This is a genomic window from Variovorax flavidus (assembly GCF_030317145.1).
GTDB classification, from domain to species: Bacteria; Pseudomonadota; Gammaproteobacteria; order Burkholderiales; family Burkholderiaceae_C; genus Variovorax; species Variovorax flavidus.
The window spans coordinates 348,835-365,080 of record NZ_JASZYE010000001.1; the positions used below are offsets into that span (position 1 = coordinate 348,835).

Annotated in this window: 15 protein-coding genes and 1 tRNA gene; 15 read left to right on the forward strand and 1 reads right to left on the reverse strand. The window is 64.0% G+C overall.

Annotated features, from left to right (window positions below):
- Positions 1-23: 23 nt before the first annotated feature.
- Genes purD through rng form a run of 7 tightly spaced genes read left to right on the forward strand, consistent with a single transcriptional unit; the run spans position 24 to position 6,109 of the window.
- A complete protein-coding gene (gene purD / locus QTH90_RS01690; RefSeq protein WP_286662804.1) occupies positions 24-1,319 on the forward strand; it encodes a phosphoribosylamine--glycine ligase in 1,296 nt (431 codons plus the stop codon).
- Positions 1,319-2,245, forward strand: a complete 927-nt coding sequence (gene hemF, locus QTH90_RS01695; RefSeq protein WP_286662805.1) for an oxygen-dependent coproporphyrinogen oxidase — start codon at positions 1,319-1,321, stop codon at positions 2,243-2,245. The genes purD and hemF overlap by 1 nt, the downstream gene beginning before the upstream one ends.
- Complete coding sequence (gene nadD / locus QTH90_RS01700) at positions 2,236-2,856, forward strand: nicotinate-nucleotide adenylyltransferase (protein ID WP_286662806.1); 621 nt, start codon at positions 2,236-2,238, stop codon at positions 2,854-2,856. Before hemF ends, nadD begins: the two co-directional genes overlap by 10 nt.
- Complete coding sequence (gene rsfS / locus QTH90_RS01705) at positions 2,856-3,506, forward strand: ribosome silencing factor (RefSeq protein ID WP_286662807.1); 651 nt, start codon at positions 2,856-2,858, stop codon at positions 3,504-3,506. Before nadD ends, rsfS begins: the two co-directional genes overlap by 1 nt.
- Positions 3,503-3,970, forward strand: a complete 468-nt coding sequence (gene rlmH / locus QTH90_RS01710) for a 23S rRNA (pseudouridine(1915)-N(3))-methyltransferase RlmH (protein ID WP_076997156.1) — start codon at positions 3,503-3,505, stop codon at positions 3,968-3,970. The genes rsfS and rlmH overlap by 4 nt, the downstream gene beginning before the upstream one ends.
- Positions 3,967-4,575 (forward strand): Maf family protein, encoded by a 609-nt coding sequence (locus QTH90_RS01715; RefSeq protein ID WP_286662808.1) that lies wholly within the window; start codon positions 3,967-3,969, stop codon positions 4,573-4,575. The genes rlmH and QTH90_RS01715 overlap by 4 nt, the downstream gene beginning before the upstream one ends.
- 7 nt (positions 4,576-4,582) lie before the next feature.
- Positions 4,583-6,109: a ribonuclease G gene (rng, locus tag QTH90_RS01720; protein ID WP_286662809.1), complete on the forward strand. Its 1,527-nt coding sequence runs from the start codon at positions 4,583-4,585 to the stop codon at positions 6,107-6,109.
- 115 nt (positions 6,110-6,224) lie between these two features.
- Here rng and msbA read toward each other — a convergent pair whose 3' ends face one another.
- The gene (gene msbA / locus QTH90_RS01725; protein WP_286662810.1) at positions 6,225-8,009 is read right to left on the reverse strand and encodes a lipid A export permease/ATP-binding protein MsbA; all 1,785 of its coding nucleotides are present in this window, start codon (positions 8,007-8,009) and stop codon (positions 6,225-6,227) included.
- Between the two features lie 149 nt (positions 8,010-8,158).
- On the opposite strand from msbA, the gene tolB reads away from it, so the two are divergent.
- The 8 genes from tolB to QTH90_RS01765 all read left to right on the forward strand — a co-directional run bounded on the left by tolB (position 8,159) and on the right by QTH90_RS01765 (position 16,164).
- Positions 8,159-9,475 (forward strand): Tol-Pal system beta propeller repeat protein TolB, encoded by a 1,317-nt coding sequence (gene tolB, locus QTH90_RS01730; protein ID WP_444814665.1) that lies wholly within the window; start codon positions 8,159-8,161, stop codon positions 9,473-9,475.
- A gap of 20 nt (positions 9,476-9,495) precedes the next feature.
- On the forward strand, positions 9,496-10,008 hold the full coding sequence (gene pal, locus QTH90_RS01735) for a peptidoglycan-associated lipoprotein Pal (RefSeq protein ID WP_286598876.1): 513 nt from the start codon (positions 9,496-9,498) through the stop codon (positions 10,006-10,008).
- Positions 10,009-10,010: 2 nt separating this feature from the next.
- A complete protein-coding gene (gene ybgF, locus QTH90_RS01740; protein WP_286664442.1) occupies positions 10,011-10,760 on the forward strand; it encodes a tol-pal system protein YbgF in 750 nt (249 codons plus the stop codon).
- Positions 10,761-10,773: 13 nt separating this feature from the next.
- Positions 10,774-11,583 (forward strand): tRNA threonylcarbamoyladenosine dehydratase, encoded by an 810-nt coding sequence (locus tag QTH90_RS01745; protein WP_286662812.1) that lies wholly within the window; start codon positions 10,774-10,776, stop codon positions 11,581-11,583.
- 57 nt (positions 11,584-11,640) lie between these two features.
- Positions 11,641-11,716: transfer RNA gene (locus tag QTH90_RS01750), tRNA-Lys, on the forward strand.
- 652 nt (positions 11,717-12,368) lie between these two features.
- Positions 12,369-13,454 (forward strand): polysaccharide biosynthesis/export family protein, encoded by a 1,086-nt coding sequence (locus tag QTH90_RS01755; RefSeq protein ID WP_286662813.1) that lies wholly within the window; start codon positions 12,369-12,371, stop codon positions 13,452-13,454.
- A complete protein-coding gene (locus QTH90_RS01760; RefSeq protein WP_286662814.1) occupies positions 13,454-13,888 on the forward strand; it encodes a low molecular weight protein-tyrosine-phosphatase in 435 nt (144 codons plus the stop codon). The genes QTH90_RS01755 and QTH90_RS01760 overlap by 1 nt, the downstream gene beginning before the upstream one ends.
- A 47-nt stretch (positions 13,889-13,935) precedes the next feature.
- A complete protein-coding gene (locus QTH90_RS01765) occupies positions 13,936-16,164 on the forward strand; it encodes a polysaccharide biosynthesis tyrosine autokinase (protein ID WP_286662815.1) in 2,229 nt (742 codons plus the stop codon).
- The last annotated feature ends 82 nt before the right edge of the window (positions 16,165-16,246 follow it).

A 16,246-nucleotide genomic window follows, 5' to 3' on the forward strand; every position in this document is an offset into this window, starting at 1 on the left:
GTAGCGCGCATGAAAGCCTGCGAATGAAGGTACTGGTCATTGGGGGAGGCGGCCGCGAGCACGCACTGGCGTGGCGGCTGGCGCAGTCCGATCGGATCGGCAGGGTGTACGTGGCGCCGGGCAACGGCGGCACGCGCTCCGATCCGCGCTACGAGTGCATCGACATCTCGGAGCCCGCAGCGCTGCGCGCGTGGGCCCAGAAGGAAAAGATCGCGCTGGCCGTGGTCGGCCCCGAGGCGCCGCTGGCGGCCGGCGTGGTCGACGAATTCCGCGCGCATGGCCTGCGCATCTTCGGGCCGACGAAGGCCGCAGCCCAGCTGGAAAGCTCCAAGGCCTTCTCGAAGGCCTTCATGAAGCGCCACAACATCCCGACGGCCGAGTACGAGGCCTTCACCGATGCGGCGGCTGCGCACGCGTACGTCGATGCCAAGGGTGCGCCGATCGTGATCAAGGCCGATGGCCTGGCCGCCGGCAAGGGCGTCGTCGTCGCGACCACGCTCGCAGAGGCGCATGAGGCGATCGACTTCATGCTGCTGGACAACAAATTCGGCGTGTCGCACAACGAAGGCGGCGCCCGCGTCGTCATCGAGGAATTCCTCCAGGGCGAGGAAGCCAGCTTCATCGTGCTGTGCGACGGCAAGAACGTGACCGCGCTGGCCACCAGCCAGGACCACAAGCGCCTGCTCGACGGCGACGAAGGTCCGAACACCGGCGGCATGGGCGCTTATTCGCCGGCGCCGGTCGTCACGGCCGAGGTGCACGCGCGTGCCATGCGCGAAATCATCCTGCCCACGATCCGCGGCATGGAAAAGGATGGCATTCCGTACACGGGCTTCCTCTATGCCGGTCTCATGATCGACGCGGCGGGTCATCCGAAGACACTCGAATTCAACTGCCGCATGGGCGACCCCGAGACGCAGCCGATCATGCTGCGCCTCAAGTCCGACCTGTTCGAGGTGTTCTGGCATGCGACCGACGGCACGCTCGACCAGGTCGAACTCGACTGGGACCGCCGTGTCGCGCTCGGCGTGGTGATGGCGGCGCATGGCTATCCGCTCGACCCGCGCAAGGGCGATCGCATCACGGGCATCCCGCCGGAAGCGCCCGATGCGGTGGTCTTCCACGCAGGCACGACGCTCGACGCCGGCGAACTCAAGACCAGCGGCGGACGCGTGCTCTGCGTGACGGTGCTGGCCGACAGCGTCAAGCAGGCGCAGCAGCGGGCATACGCGGTCGCGGCGCGCATCCAGTTCGACGGTGTGCAATACCGCAAGGACATCGGGCACCGCGCCGTCCACGCGCGCGGTTCGCACGGTTGATGCAGACCCTGCCCGGAGCCAGGCCGGAGGAGGTTGGCGACTACCTCCGAGGCCTGCAGCAGCGCATCGTCGAAGCCATCGAGGCGGCCGACGGCGGCCAGTGCGTTCGCGACGCGTGGCGCAAGGAGCCGGGCGAGCCTCTGCAGGGCAGTGGTCTGACGTGCATTCTTGAAGGCGGCACCCTGTTCGAGCGTGCCGGCTGCGGTTTCTCGCAGGTGCGTGGACCCAGGCTGCCTCCCTCGGCGACCCAACACCGGCCTGAACTCGCGGGTGCACCTTTCGAGGCCATGGGCGTTTCGCTGGTGTTTCATCCACGCAATCCTTACGTGCCGACCGTTCACATGAACGTGCGGATGCTGGCGGCGCTGCCGCAGGACGCCGAGCCTGTGTGCTGGTTCGGCGGTGGGATGGACCTCACGCCGTACTACGGCTTCGAGGAAGACGCGGTGCATTTCCACCAGAGTTGCCGCGACGCGCTCGCGCCCTTCGGCGACGACAAATATCCGCGCTTCAAGCAGTGGTGCGACGAGTATTTCTTTCTCAAGCACCGCAATGAGCAGCGCGGCGTGGGCGGCATTTTCTTCGACGACTTCTCCGAACCCGGCTTCGAGCAAAGCTTTGCCATGCTGCGCTCGGTCGGCGATGCTTTCCTGCCGGCGTACCTGCCGATCGTGGAGCGCCGTCGCGACACGCCGTACGGTGAACGCGAGCGCGAGTTCCAGCTCTACCGGCGCGGGCGCTACGTCGAGTTCAACCTGGTGTGGGACCGCGGCACTCATTTCGGCCTTCAGTCGGGCGGGCGCACCGAGTCGATCCTGCTGTCCATGCCACCGCTCGCGAGCTGGGCCTACCGCCAGGAGCCCGAGCCGGGCAGCGCGGAGGCAGCGCTGTACAGCGATTTCATCGTGCGGCGCGAATGGCTCTGAACAAGCCGCGCGTGGGTGTCTTCGGCGGCGCTTTCGATCCGCCGCACAACGCCCACGTGTCGCTGGCCCAGGCGGCGCTGGCACAACTCGATCTGGCCGAGCTGCGCATCTTCCCGACCGGGCAGGCATGGCACAAGGACCGTTCCCTGAGTGCCGCCGACGATCGCCTCGCCATGACGCGGCTGGCCTTCGAAGGACATGCGAATACGGTGGTCGATGCGCGCGAGATTTCGCGTCCTGGCCCCACCTACACGCTCGACACCCTGCGGGAACTGCAACTCGAGCAGCCTGCGGTGCAACTGGTGCTGATCATGGGCGCGGACCAGGCGATGTCGCTGCCGCGCTGGCACCGTTGGGAGGAGATTCTCTCGACCGCTATAATTTCCGTAGCATTTCGTGCAACATCCACGGGCTCTGCAGGTCCATTCGATCCCAGGACCCTGCCATCCGTGCCTTCCGGCGCGCGATTCGAAAAGCTCGAACTTCAGCCAATGGACACCAGCGCGACCGACATCCGGGCGCGCGCCGCGCGTGGCGAAGACCTTCGCGGTCTGGTTCCGGCGGCGGTTGCACGCTATATTGAACAACACCACCTCTACCGACCCGCCTGATGACCACTGAAGCCGCCGCCAAGAAAGACACCCAGAAACTCCAGAGAGCCATCATCGATGGCCTCGAGGACGTCAAGGCGCAGGACATACAGGTTTTCGACACCGAGCATCTCTCTCCCTTGTTCGAGCGCGTGATCGTCGCCTCGGGCACGTCCAACCGCCAGACGAAGGCACTGGCTGCCAGCGTGCGGGACGCGGTGCGGGAGGCGGGCTTCAACAAGCCGAGGGTGGAGGGCGAGGCCAACGGCGAGTGGATCATCGTGGACTGCGGCGCCGCGGTGGCGCACATCATGCAACCCGCCATCCGCCAGTACTACCACCTCGAAGAGATCTGGGGCGACAAGCCCGTGCGCACCAAGCTGGGTGCGACGAAGCCCACCATCGCCAAGGCCTCGGAAGAAAAGGCGCCTGTCGCTGCGAAGAGCAGCACCTCCCTGCGCCGTTCGAGCGCCGCAAAGACGGCGATCCGTGCGGCCGAGCAGGCCGCCAAGCAGCAGAAGCCAGCCGCCAGGAAGACCGCGGCCAAGAAGACCGCAGCCAAGCCGGTGAAGACCATGGTCGTGAACAAGGCGCCTGCCAAGAAGGCCGCAGCGAAGAAGGCCCCCGCGGCCAAGAAGGTCGCGCGCAAGACCGCTTCCGCAAGGTCATGAAACTGCTGGTGGTCGCAGTCGGGCAGCGCATGCCTGACTGGGCGCAGACCGCCTGGGACGACTACGCCAAGCGCTTCCCGCCCGAACTCAAGCTCGAACTCCGCGCCGTCAAGACCGAGCCGCGCGGCTCCAAGACGCTCGAAACACTCTACGCCGCCGAACGCGAGCGGATCGAAGCCGCCATCGCGAAGGGCATGCGCATCGTCGCGCTTGACGAGCGGGGCACCGCGCTCACCACCAAGGCCCTGGCCGCTCGGCTGCAAGCCTGGCAAGGCGAGGGCGATGACGTTGCCCTGGTGATCGGCGGCCCGGACGGCCTGGATCCCGCATTCAAGGCGGCGGCTCACGAGCGCATCCGGCTCTCCGACCTGACCCTGCCGCATGCGATGGCGCGGGTGCTGCTGGTGGAGCAGTTGTATCGCGCCTGGTCGGTCAACGCCGGACATCCTTATCACCGCGAATGAGCAGCTCAGACTTCATCTACCTGGCGTCGCAAAGTCCGCGCCGTGCCCAGTTGCTTGCGCAACTCGGCGTTCGTCACGAATTGCTGCTGGCGGCACCCGATGAGGATGCGGAGGCGCTGGAAGCCGTGTTGCCGGGCGAGTCGCCGACGGCGTATGTGCAGCGGGTCACGGCGCTCAAGCTCGATGCCGCCGTGACACGGCACGAGCGGCTGGGCTTGCCCGCAGCACCCATCCTTTGCGCAGACACCACCGTCGCCATCGGGCGCACGATCCTCGGCAAGCCCGAGGACGAGCGCGATGCCGAGCGGATGCTCGGTCTGCTCTCGGGCCGCACCCACCGCGTCATGACCGCCATTGCGCTGCAGAACGGCCCGCAGCGGTACGCCGCACTCAATGTCTCGCACGTGCGCTTTGCCGCGGTCGAGGCGCAGCACATCGCCCACTACGTCGCCAGCGGCGAGCCGCTCGGCAAGGCCGGCGCTTACGCCATCCAGGGGCGGGCGGCAGCGTTCATCGAACACATCAGCGGCTCGCATTCGGGCATCATGGGCCTCCCGATGTTCGAGACTGCCCAGTTGCTGCGCCAAGCCGGCTTCAGGCTCTAGAAAACAGATGCAAGACATCCTGATCAACTGGTCCCCGCAGGAGACCCGAGTGGCGCTGGTCGAGCACGGCGCCGTGCAGGAGTTGCACGTGGAGCGCACGCTGGAGCGTGGGCTGGTCGGCAACATCTATCTCGGCAAGGTGTCTCGCGTGCTGCCGGGGATGCAGTCGGCCTTCATCGACATCGGGCTCGACCGCACCGCTTTCCTGCACGTGGCCGACATCGTGGCGCCATTCACGCCCGGCTCGCGCCCGAGCGCCCCGGCGCCGGAGCGCGACCATCGCAATGGCGGCGCGATGGTGCCGATCGAAAAGCAGGTGTTCGAGGGGCAATCGCTGCTGGTGCAGGTGATCAAGGATCCGATCGGCACCAAGGGCGCGCGGCTGTCGACGCAGATCAGCATCGCGGGCCGGCTGCTCGTCTTCCTGCCGCAGGACAACCACGTCGGCGTGTCCCAGAAGATCCCGCCCGACCTGCGCGATGCGCTGCGCACGCGCATGCAGGTGTTGATCGAGGCCGCCGCCGCAGCCGACAGCGGCGGCGTGGTGCCCGTGAACACGGGCGGCTTCATCCTGCGCACCAACGGCGAGGATTCGAGCGACGCCGAGCTGGCAGAGGACATCGCCTACCTGCGCAAGATGTGGTCGCGCATTCGCGAGCTTTCGTCGCGCATGCCGCCCATGTCGCTTCTGCATCAGGACTTGAGCCTGCTGCAGCGCGTGCTGCGCGACATGACCAGCGAGGACACGCAGACCATCCGCATCGACTCGCGCGAGCAGTTCGATTCGCTGCTCAAGTTCGGGCTCGAATTCATGCCGCAGGCGGCCGGCAAGCTGCAGCTCTACAAGGGCGAGCGGCCGATCTTCGACCTCTATTCGATCGATGAGGAAATCGCCAAGGCGCTGGGCCGCCGTGTCGACCTGAAGTCGGGCGGCTATCTGGTGGTCGACCAGACCGAAGCGCTGACCACGGTCGACGTGAACACCGGCGGGTTCGTCGGCGCACGCAACTTCGACGACACCATCTTCAAGACCAACCTGGAAGCCGCGCAGGCCATTGCGCGCCAATTGCGGCTGCGCAACCTGGGCGGAATCATCATCGTCGACTTCATCGACATGGCGCGCGACGACCACCGCGAACAGGTGCTGGCGGAGTTTCGCAAGCAACTCGCGCGTGATCGCGTCAAGACGACGGCCGGCGGCTTCTCGCAGCTGGGACTGGTCGAGATGACGCGCAAGCGCACGCGCGAATCGCTGGCGCACATGCTGTGCGAGCCTTGCGTGGCTTGTGGCGGGCAGGGCATCGTGAAAACGGCGCGCAGCGTGGCCTACGACGTGCTGCGCGAGATCCTCCGCGAGGCGCGGCAGTTCACGCCGCGCGAGTTCCGGATCGTGTCGTCGCCTCAGGTGATCGAATTGTTCCTCGACGAGGAAAGCCAGCATCTCGCTGGGCTGAGCGACTTCATCGGCAAGCCGATCTCGCTGCAGGCCGAGCCCGCCATGGGGCAGGGCCAGTACGACATCGTCCTCCTCTAGCTCGCCCCCAGGCTTCGCGCACTTCGTGTCGCTGCGCCTTCCCCCTGCCGGGCGCGGGCCGGCCGCTTCGGGCGGCCGGGCGCGGCGGCCCTCACGCAGTTGGACCGTTGAGTGGCTACAGCGTGGGGTCCTGGCCGGGCTGCGCGCCTCGTACTGCGAGGTTTTGCAGGCGCGCGTAGAGGCCATCGAACGCCATCAATTGGGCATGGCTGCCTTGTTCGGCGATACGTCCATGGTCCATGACGACGATGCGGTCCGCGTGCTGAATCGTCGAGAGACGGTGCGCGACGATCAGCGTCGTCCGGCCTTGCATCAGTCGCTGAAGGGCCTCCTGCACCGACCGTTCGGATTCGGTGTCGAGCGCCGAGGTGGCCTCGTCCAGCAGGAGGATCGGTGCATTCTTGTACAAGGCCCGGGCGATCGCGAGGCGCTGGCGCTGGCCGCCCGAGAGCTGGGTCGCGTTGTGGCCGAGCACAGTGTCGATGCCCTGCGGCAGGCTCTCGACATGGACCGTGAGGTTGGCGGCCGCGACGCATTCGTTGACTCGGTTGCGGTCGATCTCCGCGCCGAGCGCCACGTTGGCGGCCAGGGTGTCGTTGAGCATCACGACGTCCTGGCTCACCATCGCGAACTGTGCGCGCAGGCTCTTGAGTTGCCATTGGCCGATGTCTTGCCCGTCCAGCAGCACTTCGCCCCCACTGGGCAGCACGAAGCGCGGCAGCAGGTTGACCAGCGTGGTCTTGCCCGACCCGGACGGGCCGACGAAGGCCACCGTCTCGCCGGGCTCGATCGTCAGATCGACGTCATCGAGCGCGCGTGCTTCATCCTCGCCACGGTAGTTGACTCGGGCCTTGCGCAGTTCGATGCGTCCCTCGGCGCGTTGTGTCTCATAGCGGCCCTGGGGCTCGGAACCGACGCTGTCGACGAGTTCGAGGCCGCGCTCGAGCGCTGCAAGTCCGCGGGTGATCGGATTCGCCATGTCCGCGAGCCGGCGGATCGGCGCGATCAGCATCAGCATCGCCGCGATGTACGCGACGAAGCCGCCGACGGTCAGGCCCTGTTCGTTGCTTTGCCAGAGCGCAATCACCACCACCACCGACAACGCGACAGCGGCCAGCAGTTGCGTGAGCGGCGTCATCGCGGCCGATGCGATGGTCGACTTCACCGCAAGCCGGTTGAGGCTGTGGCTCAGCCGCTCGAAGCGGTCGGTCTGGCTCGCCTCGGCGTTGTGCAGCCGCACCACGCGGTGCGCCAGCACGTTCTCCTCGACCACGTAGGCGAGTTCGTCGGTGGCGATCTGGCCGAGCCGGGTCAGGTGATAGAGCCGCTTGGACAGCACCTTCATGATCCAGCCGACGCCCGGCACCAGCACGCCGACGATGAGCGTGAGCTTCCAGTTCAGGTAGAGCAGATAGAACAGCAGCGCAATCAGCGTCAGGCCATCGCGCGAGAGGCCCAGCAGCGCTTGAACCAGCAGCATGCCGCCGGTCTGAACTTCATACACGACCGTGTTCGACAGCGTGCTGGCCGACTGCCGCGAGAAGAGGGCGAGCTCGGCCGCAAGAAGCTTCTGGAACAACATCCGCCGAAGCCGCTGCATGCCCTCGTTGGCAATGCGCGCAAGTGCATATTGCGAAATGAACTGGGCAAGCCCGCGCACGGCAAAGAGAAGGATCATCGCCACCGGCACGATCCACAACGCGAGCTGCCCGCGCGTGAACCCGCGATCGAGCAGCGGCTTGACGAGCGCAGGCATCAGCGGCTCGGTCAGAGCGGCAATGAGAGCGGTGAAGAATCCGAGAGCCCACCAGCGGCGTGAGCCACCAAACCAGGTCATCAGGCGCGCGAGTCGTCGCGTCAAGGGGGGGCGCGCTACTTCGGCGGCGGGGGAGGGCTGCATGGCGGCGCATTCTACGGGCGCGGCTTGTCTGTAGGACCGGGCCGAATTCATACACGTTTTGTGACGCCGTGACCATTGCAATGTGTACCATGTGAGATCTTTTCAGTCCGAGACAAGAAACTAAATCCTCGGAACCCTCTCCGAACTGCATGAAAAAGCCGTTGCAAGACTTTCCCCCAGCCCCTTCTTCATCGTTCTTCGCTCGCCGCGCCTTGATTGCGGCCCTCGCCGCCTCCCCAGTGCTCCCCTCATTCGCCCAGTTTCGGGTCGAGGTGTCGGGCGTTGGCGTGACGCAGCTGCCGATCGCGCTTGCCCCGTTCAAGGGGGAGGATGGCTCGCCCCAGAAGATTTCCGCGATCGTCCAGGCCGACCTCGAGCGCAGCGGGCAGTTCCGCGGCGTCGATGCCTCCGGCCAATCGCTCGATGAAACTTCCCGTCCCGACCTGAGCCTGTGGCGCCAGCGCACTGCCGACTCGCTGGTCGTGGGCAGCGTCAACCGGCTGGCCGATGGCCGCTTCGATGTGCGCTTCCGTTTGTGGGACGTGGTGCGTGGCCAGGACCTCGGAGGCCAGAGCTACACCGTGCCCCAGGCCGACCTCCGGCTCGCAGCGCATCGGATTGCGGACTATGTCTACGAGAAATTGACCGGCGAGAAGGGCATCTTCTCGACCCGCATCGCCTATGTCACCAAGGGCGGCACGCGCTTCAGCCTGTGGGTCGCCGATGCCGATGGCGAAAACGCCCAGGCCGCGCTCGCGAGCCCGGAGCCGATCATTTCCCCTCGGTGGTCACCCACCGGCACACAACTCGCGTACGTGTCGTTCGAATCGCGCAAGCCTGTGGTGTACGTGCACAACGTGGCGAGCGGACAGCGGCGCCTGGTGGCCAACTTCAAGGGCAACAACAGCGCGCCGGCCTGGGCGCCGGATGGCGGCACGCTGGCCGTCACGCTCAGTCGCGACGGAGGGTCGCAGCTATTCACGATCCCGTCGACGGGCGGTGAACCGCGACGCCTCACGCAGAGCGCCAGCATCGACACCGAGCCGACGTACTCTGCAGACGGCAGTTCGATCTACTTCGTGAGCGATCGCGGTGGTGCTCCGCAGATCTACAAGATGGGCGCCAATGGCGGCAACCCGACACGGGTGACTTTCAGCGGCACCTACAACATCTCTCCGGCAATCAGCGGCGATGGCCGGTGGTTGGCCTACATCTCGCGCGTAGGGGGCGGGTTCAAACTCCACGTGATGGAACTGGCGACGGGCAACGTGCAGGCAATTACCGACACGACCGCCGATGAGCGACCCAGTTTCGCCCCGAACAGCAAGCTGATCGTCTACGCCACCCGGCTGCAAGGCCGCGAAGCGCTGATGACCACGACGCTGGACGGAAAAATAAAAGCACGCCTGGCGGGACAGGCCGGAGACATCCGCGAACCGGACTGGGGTCCGTTTCAAAAGCAATGATTAACTTGAGGAGTTCGAAAATGTTGAAACGTACGATTTATTCGTTGGCCATCGTGGCGCTGATCGCCGGTTGCTCGTCGGGCACGAAGCTCAACGACACGCCGGTGGTTGACCGCAACGCCGGCCAAGGCTCGGGTGGGGCGGCCAGCGGCGTTGCGCCGGTCAGCATCGACCCGAATGCGCAAACCGCTCAGGGCCCGGTTGGCGTGGCGCGAATCATCTACTTCGATTTCGACAGCTACACCGTCAAGCCCGAGTTCCAGCAACTCATCGACGGCCATGCACGCTTCCTCAAGGCGAACCCGAATCGCCGCATCTCTATCGAAGGTCACACCGACGAACGCGGCGGCCGCGAGTACAACCTCGCGCTGGGCCAGAAGCGTTCCGAAGCCGTGCGTCGTTCGCTGGTGCTCCTGGGTGTTTCCGACAGCCAGATCGAAGCTGTGAGCTTCGGCAAGGAGAAGCCCGCGGCCCAAGGCTCGGGCGAAGACGCCTGGGCGCAAAACCGCCGCGCTGAAATCACCTACCGTTGATGATGCGCGGTGTTTCCTTGCGAGGGGCGGCCCTCGCAGTCACCTTGCTGTGCGCCTCACTGGGCGCGCAGGCTGCGCTGTTCGAGGATGACGAGGCCCGCCGCGCCATCCTCGACCTGCGCCAGCGCGTCGAGGCCATGCGCTTGCAGAGCGAGCAGCGCCAGAACGACGAAAACGCGCAACTGCGCCGGAGCCTTCTCGATCTGCAAAACCAGATCGAACAGATGCGCGGCGACCTGGCGCGCATGACCGGGCAGAACGAACAGCTCACGCGAACCGTGACTGAAATGCAGCAGCGTCAGACGGAAGTCGACGACAAGCTCAAGAAGAACGAGCCTTCGAAGGTGGCCGTCGATGGCCGCGAGTTCACGGCCGATCCTCGCGAGAAGGCCGACTTCGATGCGGCGCTGGGAATCTTCAGGGCTGGCCAGTTCGCACAGGCGCAGACGGCCTTCGCCGAGTTCGTCAAACGCTATCCGCAAAGCGGCTACAACGCGTCCGCGCTGTTCTGGCTCGGCAATGCGCAATACGCGACACGCAATTACAACGAGGCCATCGCCAACTTCAGGTCCATGCTGTCGCTGGCTCCCGATCACGCGAAGGCCCCTGAAGCAGTCTTGTCCATCGCCAACTGCCAGATCGAATTGAAGGACACGCGCGCGGCGCGCCGTACGCTCGAAGACCTGACCAAGGCCTACCCGCAGTCCGAAGCTGCGCAGGCGGGACGCGAGCGCCTCTCGCGACTTCGCTAACCTCGGCTGCATCTTGTCGAGCATTGTTTCCCCCGTCGCTACGGACGACGCCGATCTGGCCCGCCGCTTCGGCGGGCTCGAGCGTCTCTACGGCGTAGCGGGCGCTGCTGCCATCCGCGATGCGCATGTGCTGGTCGCCGGCATCGGCGGCGTCGGCTCGTGGGCCGTCGAGGCGCTGGCACGCAGCGGAGTGGGGCGGCTGACACTGGTCGACCTCGATCACATCGCCGAATCCAACATCAACCGCCAGATCCATGCGCTGGACGCCACAGTGGGCCAAGCCAAGGTCGAGGCCATGCGCGACCGGATCGCACAGATCAACCCGGCTTGCAAGGTGCTTGCACTGGACGAGTTCGTGGAGCCGGGCAATTGGGTCCAACTGCTTGCCACGGCACAAGCAGCGAACGGCCCCGCTGCTGCGGTCATCGATGCATGCGACCAGGTGAGAGCCAAGGTGGCCATGGCTGCATGGGCACGCGACGCGGGCGCAGGCTTCATCACGGTGGGCGCAGCGGGCGGCAAGCGCTTGGCGCACAAGGTCGACATTGACGACCTTGCGCTGGTCACCCACGATCCCTTGCTTGCGCAGCTTCGGCAGCGACTGCGCAAGGAGCACGGCGCACCGCGCGAGGGCCGCAAAATCGGCGTGACCTGCGTCTTCAGTCGCGAGAGCGTGGCGCCGCCCGACGCCTCGTGCGCGGTGGAAGGCGATGGTTCGCTCAACTGCCACGGCTATGGGTCCGTGGTGAGCGTGACGGCCACCTTCGGACAATGTGCTGCAGGCTGGGTTCTCGATGGGATTGCACGAAAAGCCACGCTATAATCTTGGGCTTTGCCGGATTCTGTGCCGGCGAAGATCTGGTCAAAGAAATCTGGTAATGGGACGTTAGCTCAGTTGGTAGAGCAGCGGACTTTTAATCCGTTGGTCACTGGTTCGAATCCAGTACGTCCTACCATTCACCGTTGAATCGCAAGAAGCCCGCTGTCGCAAGACAGCGGGCTTTTTTCTTGCCGGACGATCAGCGTTATCGCAGCGCTTGCAGGCGGCGCAAACCGGCGCGACTGTCCTTTGTTCGTCAATGGTTGGGCGAATAAAAAGTTCTATTTGTTGTGAATTAAGATGCCTTTTATGGAATCGCATCAATAGGGCTTTAGGCTCGTAAAAAGAATATTCCAAATTATCAATGGAAAATTCTTTTTGAGTCGCGATCATTTCTCTTTGTCGGTCTTGTGCGATTCCTTGTAATTCGCCGCTGATATAGTTCGCCCGAATTAATTGGTGGGTTCTGAATTCCGAGAAGCGGCGACAGCGCCCGTTCATTTCAATTGCGGGACTTCGTGTCGGGTTTCATCCCTCGGGCTTTTTTTGCTGCGGTGGCGAGTTCCTGTCGCGAGCGGCTTCGCTCAACATGTTTTCTAGATTTTTTGCTCGACCCGAGACTTTCGAGTCGGTGGTGATTGTGTGTTCGCGCGTCGAACGCCCATTGCCGATTCCCTCTGCCTATGCAGTGTTTGTCCAAAGTCTTCGCGGATATGTATTTCCCTCGACTTCTTCCTCAGTTCCCTGCACCGTTGGTCCATCAGGCTCAACGGCTTTTTGGCGCGACGATGCTCATCCTGGCGACGGGGTGCGCGATGTCGCCCGGCATGAGCTTCGATGAGCGGGCCGTGATGGTGGCCGGCGACACCATCGACGATCCGGCGCCTCAGGGTGCATTGCAGTCCATTACGCCGGAGTTGATTCGCCGCCAACGGGCCGAAAAAGCCACCGACGTGAGCGATGACGTCAAGCGTTTGTACGGCGCGCCCGATGCTTACCGCATCGGGGCCGGCGACATCCTCAACATCGTGGTCTGGGACCATCCCGATCTGGCGCTGGCGCCGGCGGGATCCATCACCACCGACGCGACAAGCGGCTCGCCTGTCAGCAACGGCTACAACGTCAGCCCTGACGGCCTGATCCAGTTCCCCTATGTGGGCAGCTTCAAGGCGGGGGGGCTCACCGAGTACGAGGCGCGCGAGCAACTCAGTGCTCGTCTTTCCAAGTACTTCAACGATCCGAAGATGACGGTGCGCATCCAGTCGTACCGTAGTGGCAGGGTCTATGTCGACGGCTCGGTTCGGACGCCGGGCCTGCAGGCAGTGAACGACATCCCGATGACGCTGCCGGAAGCGATCAATCGTGCGGGTGGATTTGCCGCCGATGCGGACCGGTCGATGGTCTCCGTCTCGCGCGACGGCAACACAGCCATCGTCAACATGCAGCAGTTGACTGCTCTCGGCATCAACCCGACGAAGATCCTGCTGGGCAATGGAGACCTGGTGCGCGTCTACAGCCGGGAGGATGCCAAGGTCTATGTGATGGGCGAGGTCACGCGTCCTTTGGCATTGCCGCTGCGCAACGGCCGCTTGTCGCTCAACGAAGCCTTGGGTGAAGCGGGCGGCGTGAGCACCGCCACTGGTGAGCCTCGGCAGATCTACGTGGTGCGCTCGCGCATCGAAGCCGAGCCGGAAATCTTTCACCTCGACGCGCGCTCACCCGCAGCTTATGCGCTGGCCGAAGGCTTCGAGCTCAAGTCGCGCGACGTCGTCTACGTGGACCCGGCAGCACTGGTTCGCTGGAACCGCGTCATCACCCTGATCCTGCCGAGCGCGCAGGTCATGAACGTCGGCAACAGCATCGGCAACAACTGATGTTGAACATTCTCGTGGTCTGTGTGGGCAACATTTGCCGAAGCCCTCTTGGCGAGGCTTTCATGGCCCGCGACCTGCCGCAGGCCAAGGTCTGGTCCGCAGGCCTCGGCGCGCTGGTCGGTGCGCCGGCCGATCCGCTGTCGGTCGAGGTGGGTGCCGCGCATGGGCTGGATCTTTCGGCGCACCGTGCGCAGCAGATCACCGGTTGGATGTGCCAAGCCGCTGAGCTGATCCTGGTCATGGAGCAGCGCCACAAGACCGACCTCGAGCAGCGTTATCCGCTCGTGCGCGGCAAGCTGTTCCGACTGGGCGATCGTGGTGGGTTCGACATTGTCGACCCCTATCGCCAACCCAAGGCCGCCTTCGAAACGGCTTGTGCCGACATCGCCCGCGGCGCTGCCGACTGGGTCGCGCGCATTCGCCAGATTGCTTGAGTGCCGCCCCGATCGGAACAACAACCGCCAACCCCAATGTCCCGCGAATGAATTCCTCTTCTTCCATTTCGTCCGGAGCCTCGCGCTCATCCGTCGCCGGAGACGAAATCAATCTGCTCGAACTGCTCGACGTCGTGCTCGATCACCGTTGGCTGATTGCGTCAGTCACCGCTGTGGCGATGGTCGCTGGCGCGGCCTACGCGCTTCTGAGTGCCCCTGTGTACCGGGCCAATACCGTGATCCAGGTAGAGGACGGCAAGAGCGATGGCGTCAGCAATCTGCTCGGGCAGGCTTCCGGCCTGTTCGATATCCGCTCGCCCGCTTCGGCGGAAATGCAGATATTGCGATCCCGTCTGGTGGTGGGCCAGGCCGTGAAGAACCTCGCCCTCGATGTCGAGGTGACGCCCAGATACCTGCCGATCGTTGGCCGTTGGCTCGCCAAGCGTGGCAAGGAGCCTTCAAACCCGGGCTTCCTGGGGCTGGGCGGCTTGGTGAGTGGCAACGAAGCCTTGGAGGTTGCCAAATTTACCGTGCCGGAGGGCCTGGAAGGGCAACCTTTCCGTGTGCGCCTGCTGGACGAAGGGTATGAGCTGTCGTCACCCGACGGAGATGTGCTGGCGCAAGGAAAGGTCGGCGAAGCCTTGACCTACGACATCAACGGCGTGGCGGGAAGCCTGCTGGTTGCTTCGGCGGTGGGCCGTCCCGGCGCGCAGTTTGAAGTCACCCGCAACCTTACGTTGCAGGTGACGGAGGAACTGCAGCGGCAACTCGGCATCGCCGAAGAAGGCAAGCAATCCGGAGTGATTCGCGCCAGCCTGGAGGGTGCTTCCCCGCGGGAAATCTCACGCACGCTCAACGAAATTGGCTCCCTCTACGTGCGGCAGAACGTGCAGCGCAAAGCTGCAGAGGCCGAGAAGTCCCTGACATTCCTGGGCACTTTCTTACCGCAATTGAAGCTGCAGATGGAAGAGGCTGAGAACAAATTCAGCGGTTTTCGCCATCGCAACAGCACCTTCGACCTCGGCACAGAGGGCAAGCTGGTGCTGGAGCAATCCGTCAAGCTGCAGACCAGCCTGCTCGAGCTTCAGCAGAAGCGCAAGGAACTGCTCGCGCTCTACACAGCCGAGCACCACAGCATTCGCACGCTTGACGCCCAGATTGCCGCTATCAACGCCGAACTCGGTGAGTTGAACGGACGGGTGAAGGCGCTTCCCGACACCGAGCAGGAGTTGCTGCGCTTGACTCGCGACGTCAAGGTCAATAGCGAACTCTACGTCAATCTGCTCAACGCAGCGCAGCAGTTGCGACTGGTAAAGGAGGGCAAGGTGGGCAATGTGCGCATCGTCGATGCGGCGGTTGCGCCATACAAGCCGGTGAAGCCCCAAAGCTCGTTGGTCGTAGCGCTGGCGGCAGTCGTCGGCCTTCTGATTGGACTGGCTCTGGCTTTCCTGCGCAACAGCATGAGGCCGGGGCTCAATGGCCCGGCCGATATCGAAGAGCACACAGGACTGCACGTGTTCGCGACCGTACCTCATTCCGAAGCGCAGGTACGGAAAACAAGGGAAGCGGGCAAAAGCGATGGTGGCAATTACGTGCTGGCCATCACCGCGCCGCAGGATCCAGCAATTGAAAGCCTTCGCAGTCTCCGCACCGCGTTGCAGTTTGCGATGTCGGACGCAGCCAACAATATCATCCTGATCACAGGCCCAACCCCTGGCATTGGAAAATCATTCACGAGCGTGAATCTGGCGGCAATACTGGGGGCGGTCAACAAGAAGGTGCTGTTGATCGACGCCGATATGCGCAAGGGGCATCTAAATCAATACTTCGATTTGCCGCGCGAAAAGGGCATGAGCGAAGTGCTGAGCGGCAGCATAAATTTCGCCGACGCCGTGCATCGGCAGGTGGTGCCTAACGTGGACTTTCTTTCAACTGGGGTATTGCCACCGAATCCGGCCGAATTGCTAATGGCGCCTGCGAGTCCGAATCTGGTACAGGAGACGGCACAGCATTACGACATGATCATTATCGATACGCCTCCGGTGCTGGCGGCATCAGACACTGCGATCCTCGCGCCGCTCGCCGGTGCCTTATTTCTCGTGGCGCGATCGGAGTTTACGAGCCTAGGTGAATTGCAAGAATCTGCCAAGCGTCTCCTTAATTCGGGAGTAAAGGCTACCGGGGTGATATTCAACGGACTCAATATGAAACGGCGCTATGAGTATGGATTTGGGCACAAGTACAGCCGGTATCGTTACATGGATTACAAGTATTAGGACGTGGTTGAAGGCGATTTTGGGAAGGACCACGCTGCACTCAAAACAAGCGATCCGAACTGCTCCCAACAAGAGCGCATAC

Coding starts and splice junctions, on each gene's coding strand:
- purD (WP_286662804.1), top strand. CDS start 24: ATGAAGGTACTGGTCATTGGGGGAGGCGGCCGCGAGCACGCACTGGCG.
- hemF (WP_286662805.1), top strand. CDS start 1,319: ATGCAGACCCTGCCCGGAGCCAGGCCGGAGGAGGTTGGCGACTACCTC.
- nadD (WP_286662806.1), top strand. CDS start 2,236: ATGGCTCTGAACAAGCCGCGCGTGGGTGTCTTCGGCGGCGCTTTCGAT.
- rsfS (WP_286662807.1), top strand. CDS start 2,856: ATGACCACTGAAGCCGCCGCCAAGAAAGACACCCAGAAACTCCAGAGA.
- rlmH (WP_076997156.1), top strand. CDS start 3,503: ATGAAACTGCTGGTGGTCGCAGTCGGGCAGCGCATGCCTGACTGGGCG.
- QTH90_RS01715 (WP_286662808.1), top strand. CDS start 3,967: ATGAGCAGCTCAGACTTCATCTACCTGGCGTCGCAAAGTCCGCGCCGT.
- rng (WP_286662809.1), top strand. CDS start 4,583: ATGCAAGACATCCTGATCAACTGGTCCCCGCAGGAGACCCGAGTGGCG.
- msbA (WP_286662810.1), bottom strand. CDS start 8,009: ATGCAGCCCTCCCCCGCCGCCGAAGTAGCGCGCCCCCCCTTGACGCGA.
- tolB (WP_444814665.1), top strand. CDS start 8,159: ATGAAAAAGCCGTTGCAAGACTTTCCCCCAGCCCCTTCTTCATCGTTC.
- pal (WP_286598876.1), top strand. CDS start 9,496: ATGTTGAAACGTACGATTTATTCGTTGGCCATCGTGGCGCTGATCGCC.
- ybgF (WP_286664442.1), top strand. CDS start 10,011: ATGCGCGGTGTTTCCTTGCGAGGGGCGGCCCTCGCAGTCACCTTGCTG.
- QTH90_RS01755 (WP_286662813.1), top strand. CDS start 12,369: ATGCTCATCCTGGCGACGGGGTGCGCGATGTCGCCCGGCATGAGCTTC.
- QTH90_RS01760 (WP_286662814.1), top strand. CDS start 13,454: ATGTTGAACATTCTCGTGGTCTGTGTGGGCAACATTTGCCGAAGCCCT.
- QTH90_RS01765 (WP_286662815.1), top strand. CDS start 13,936: ATGAATTCCTCTTCTTCCATTTCGTCCGGAGCCTCGCGCTCATCCGTC.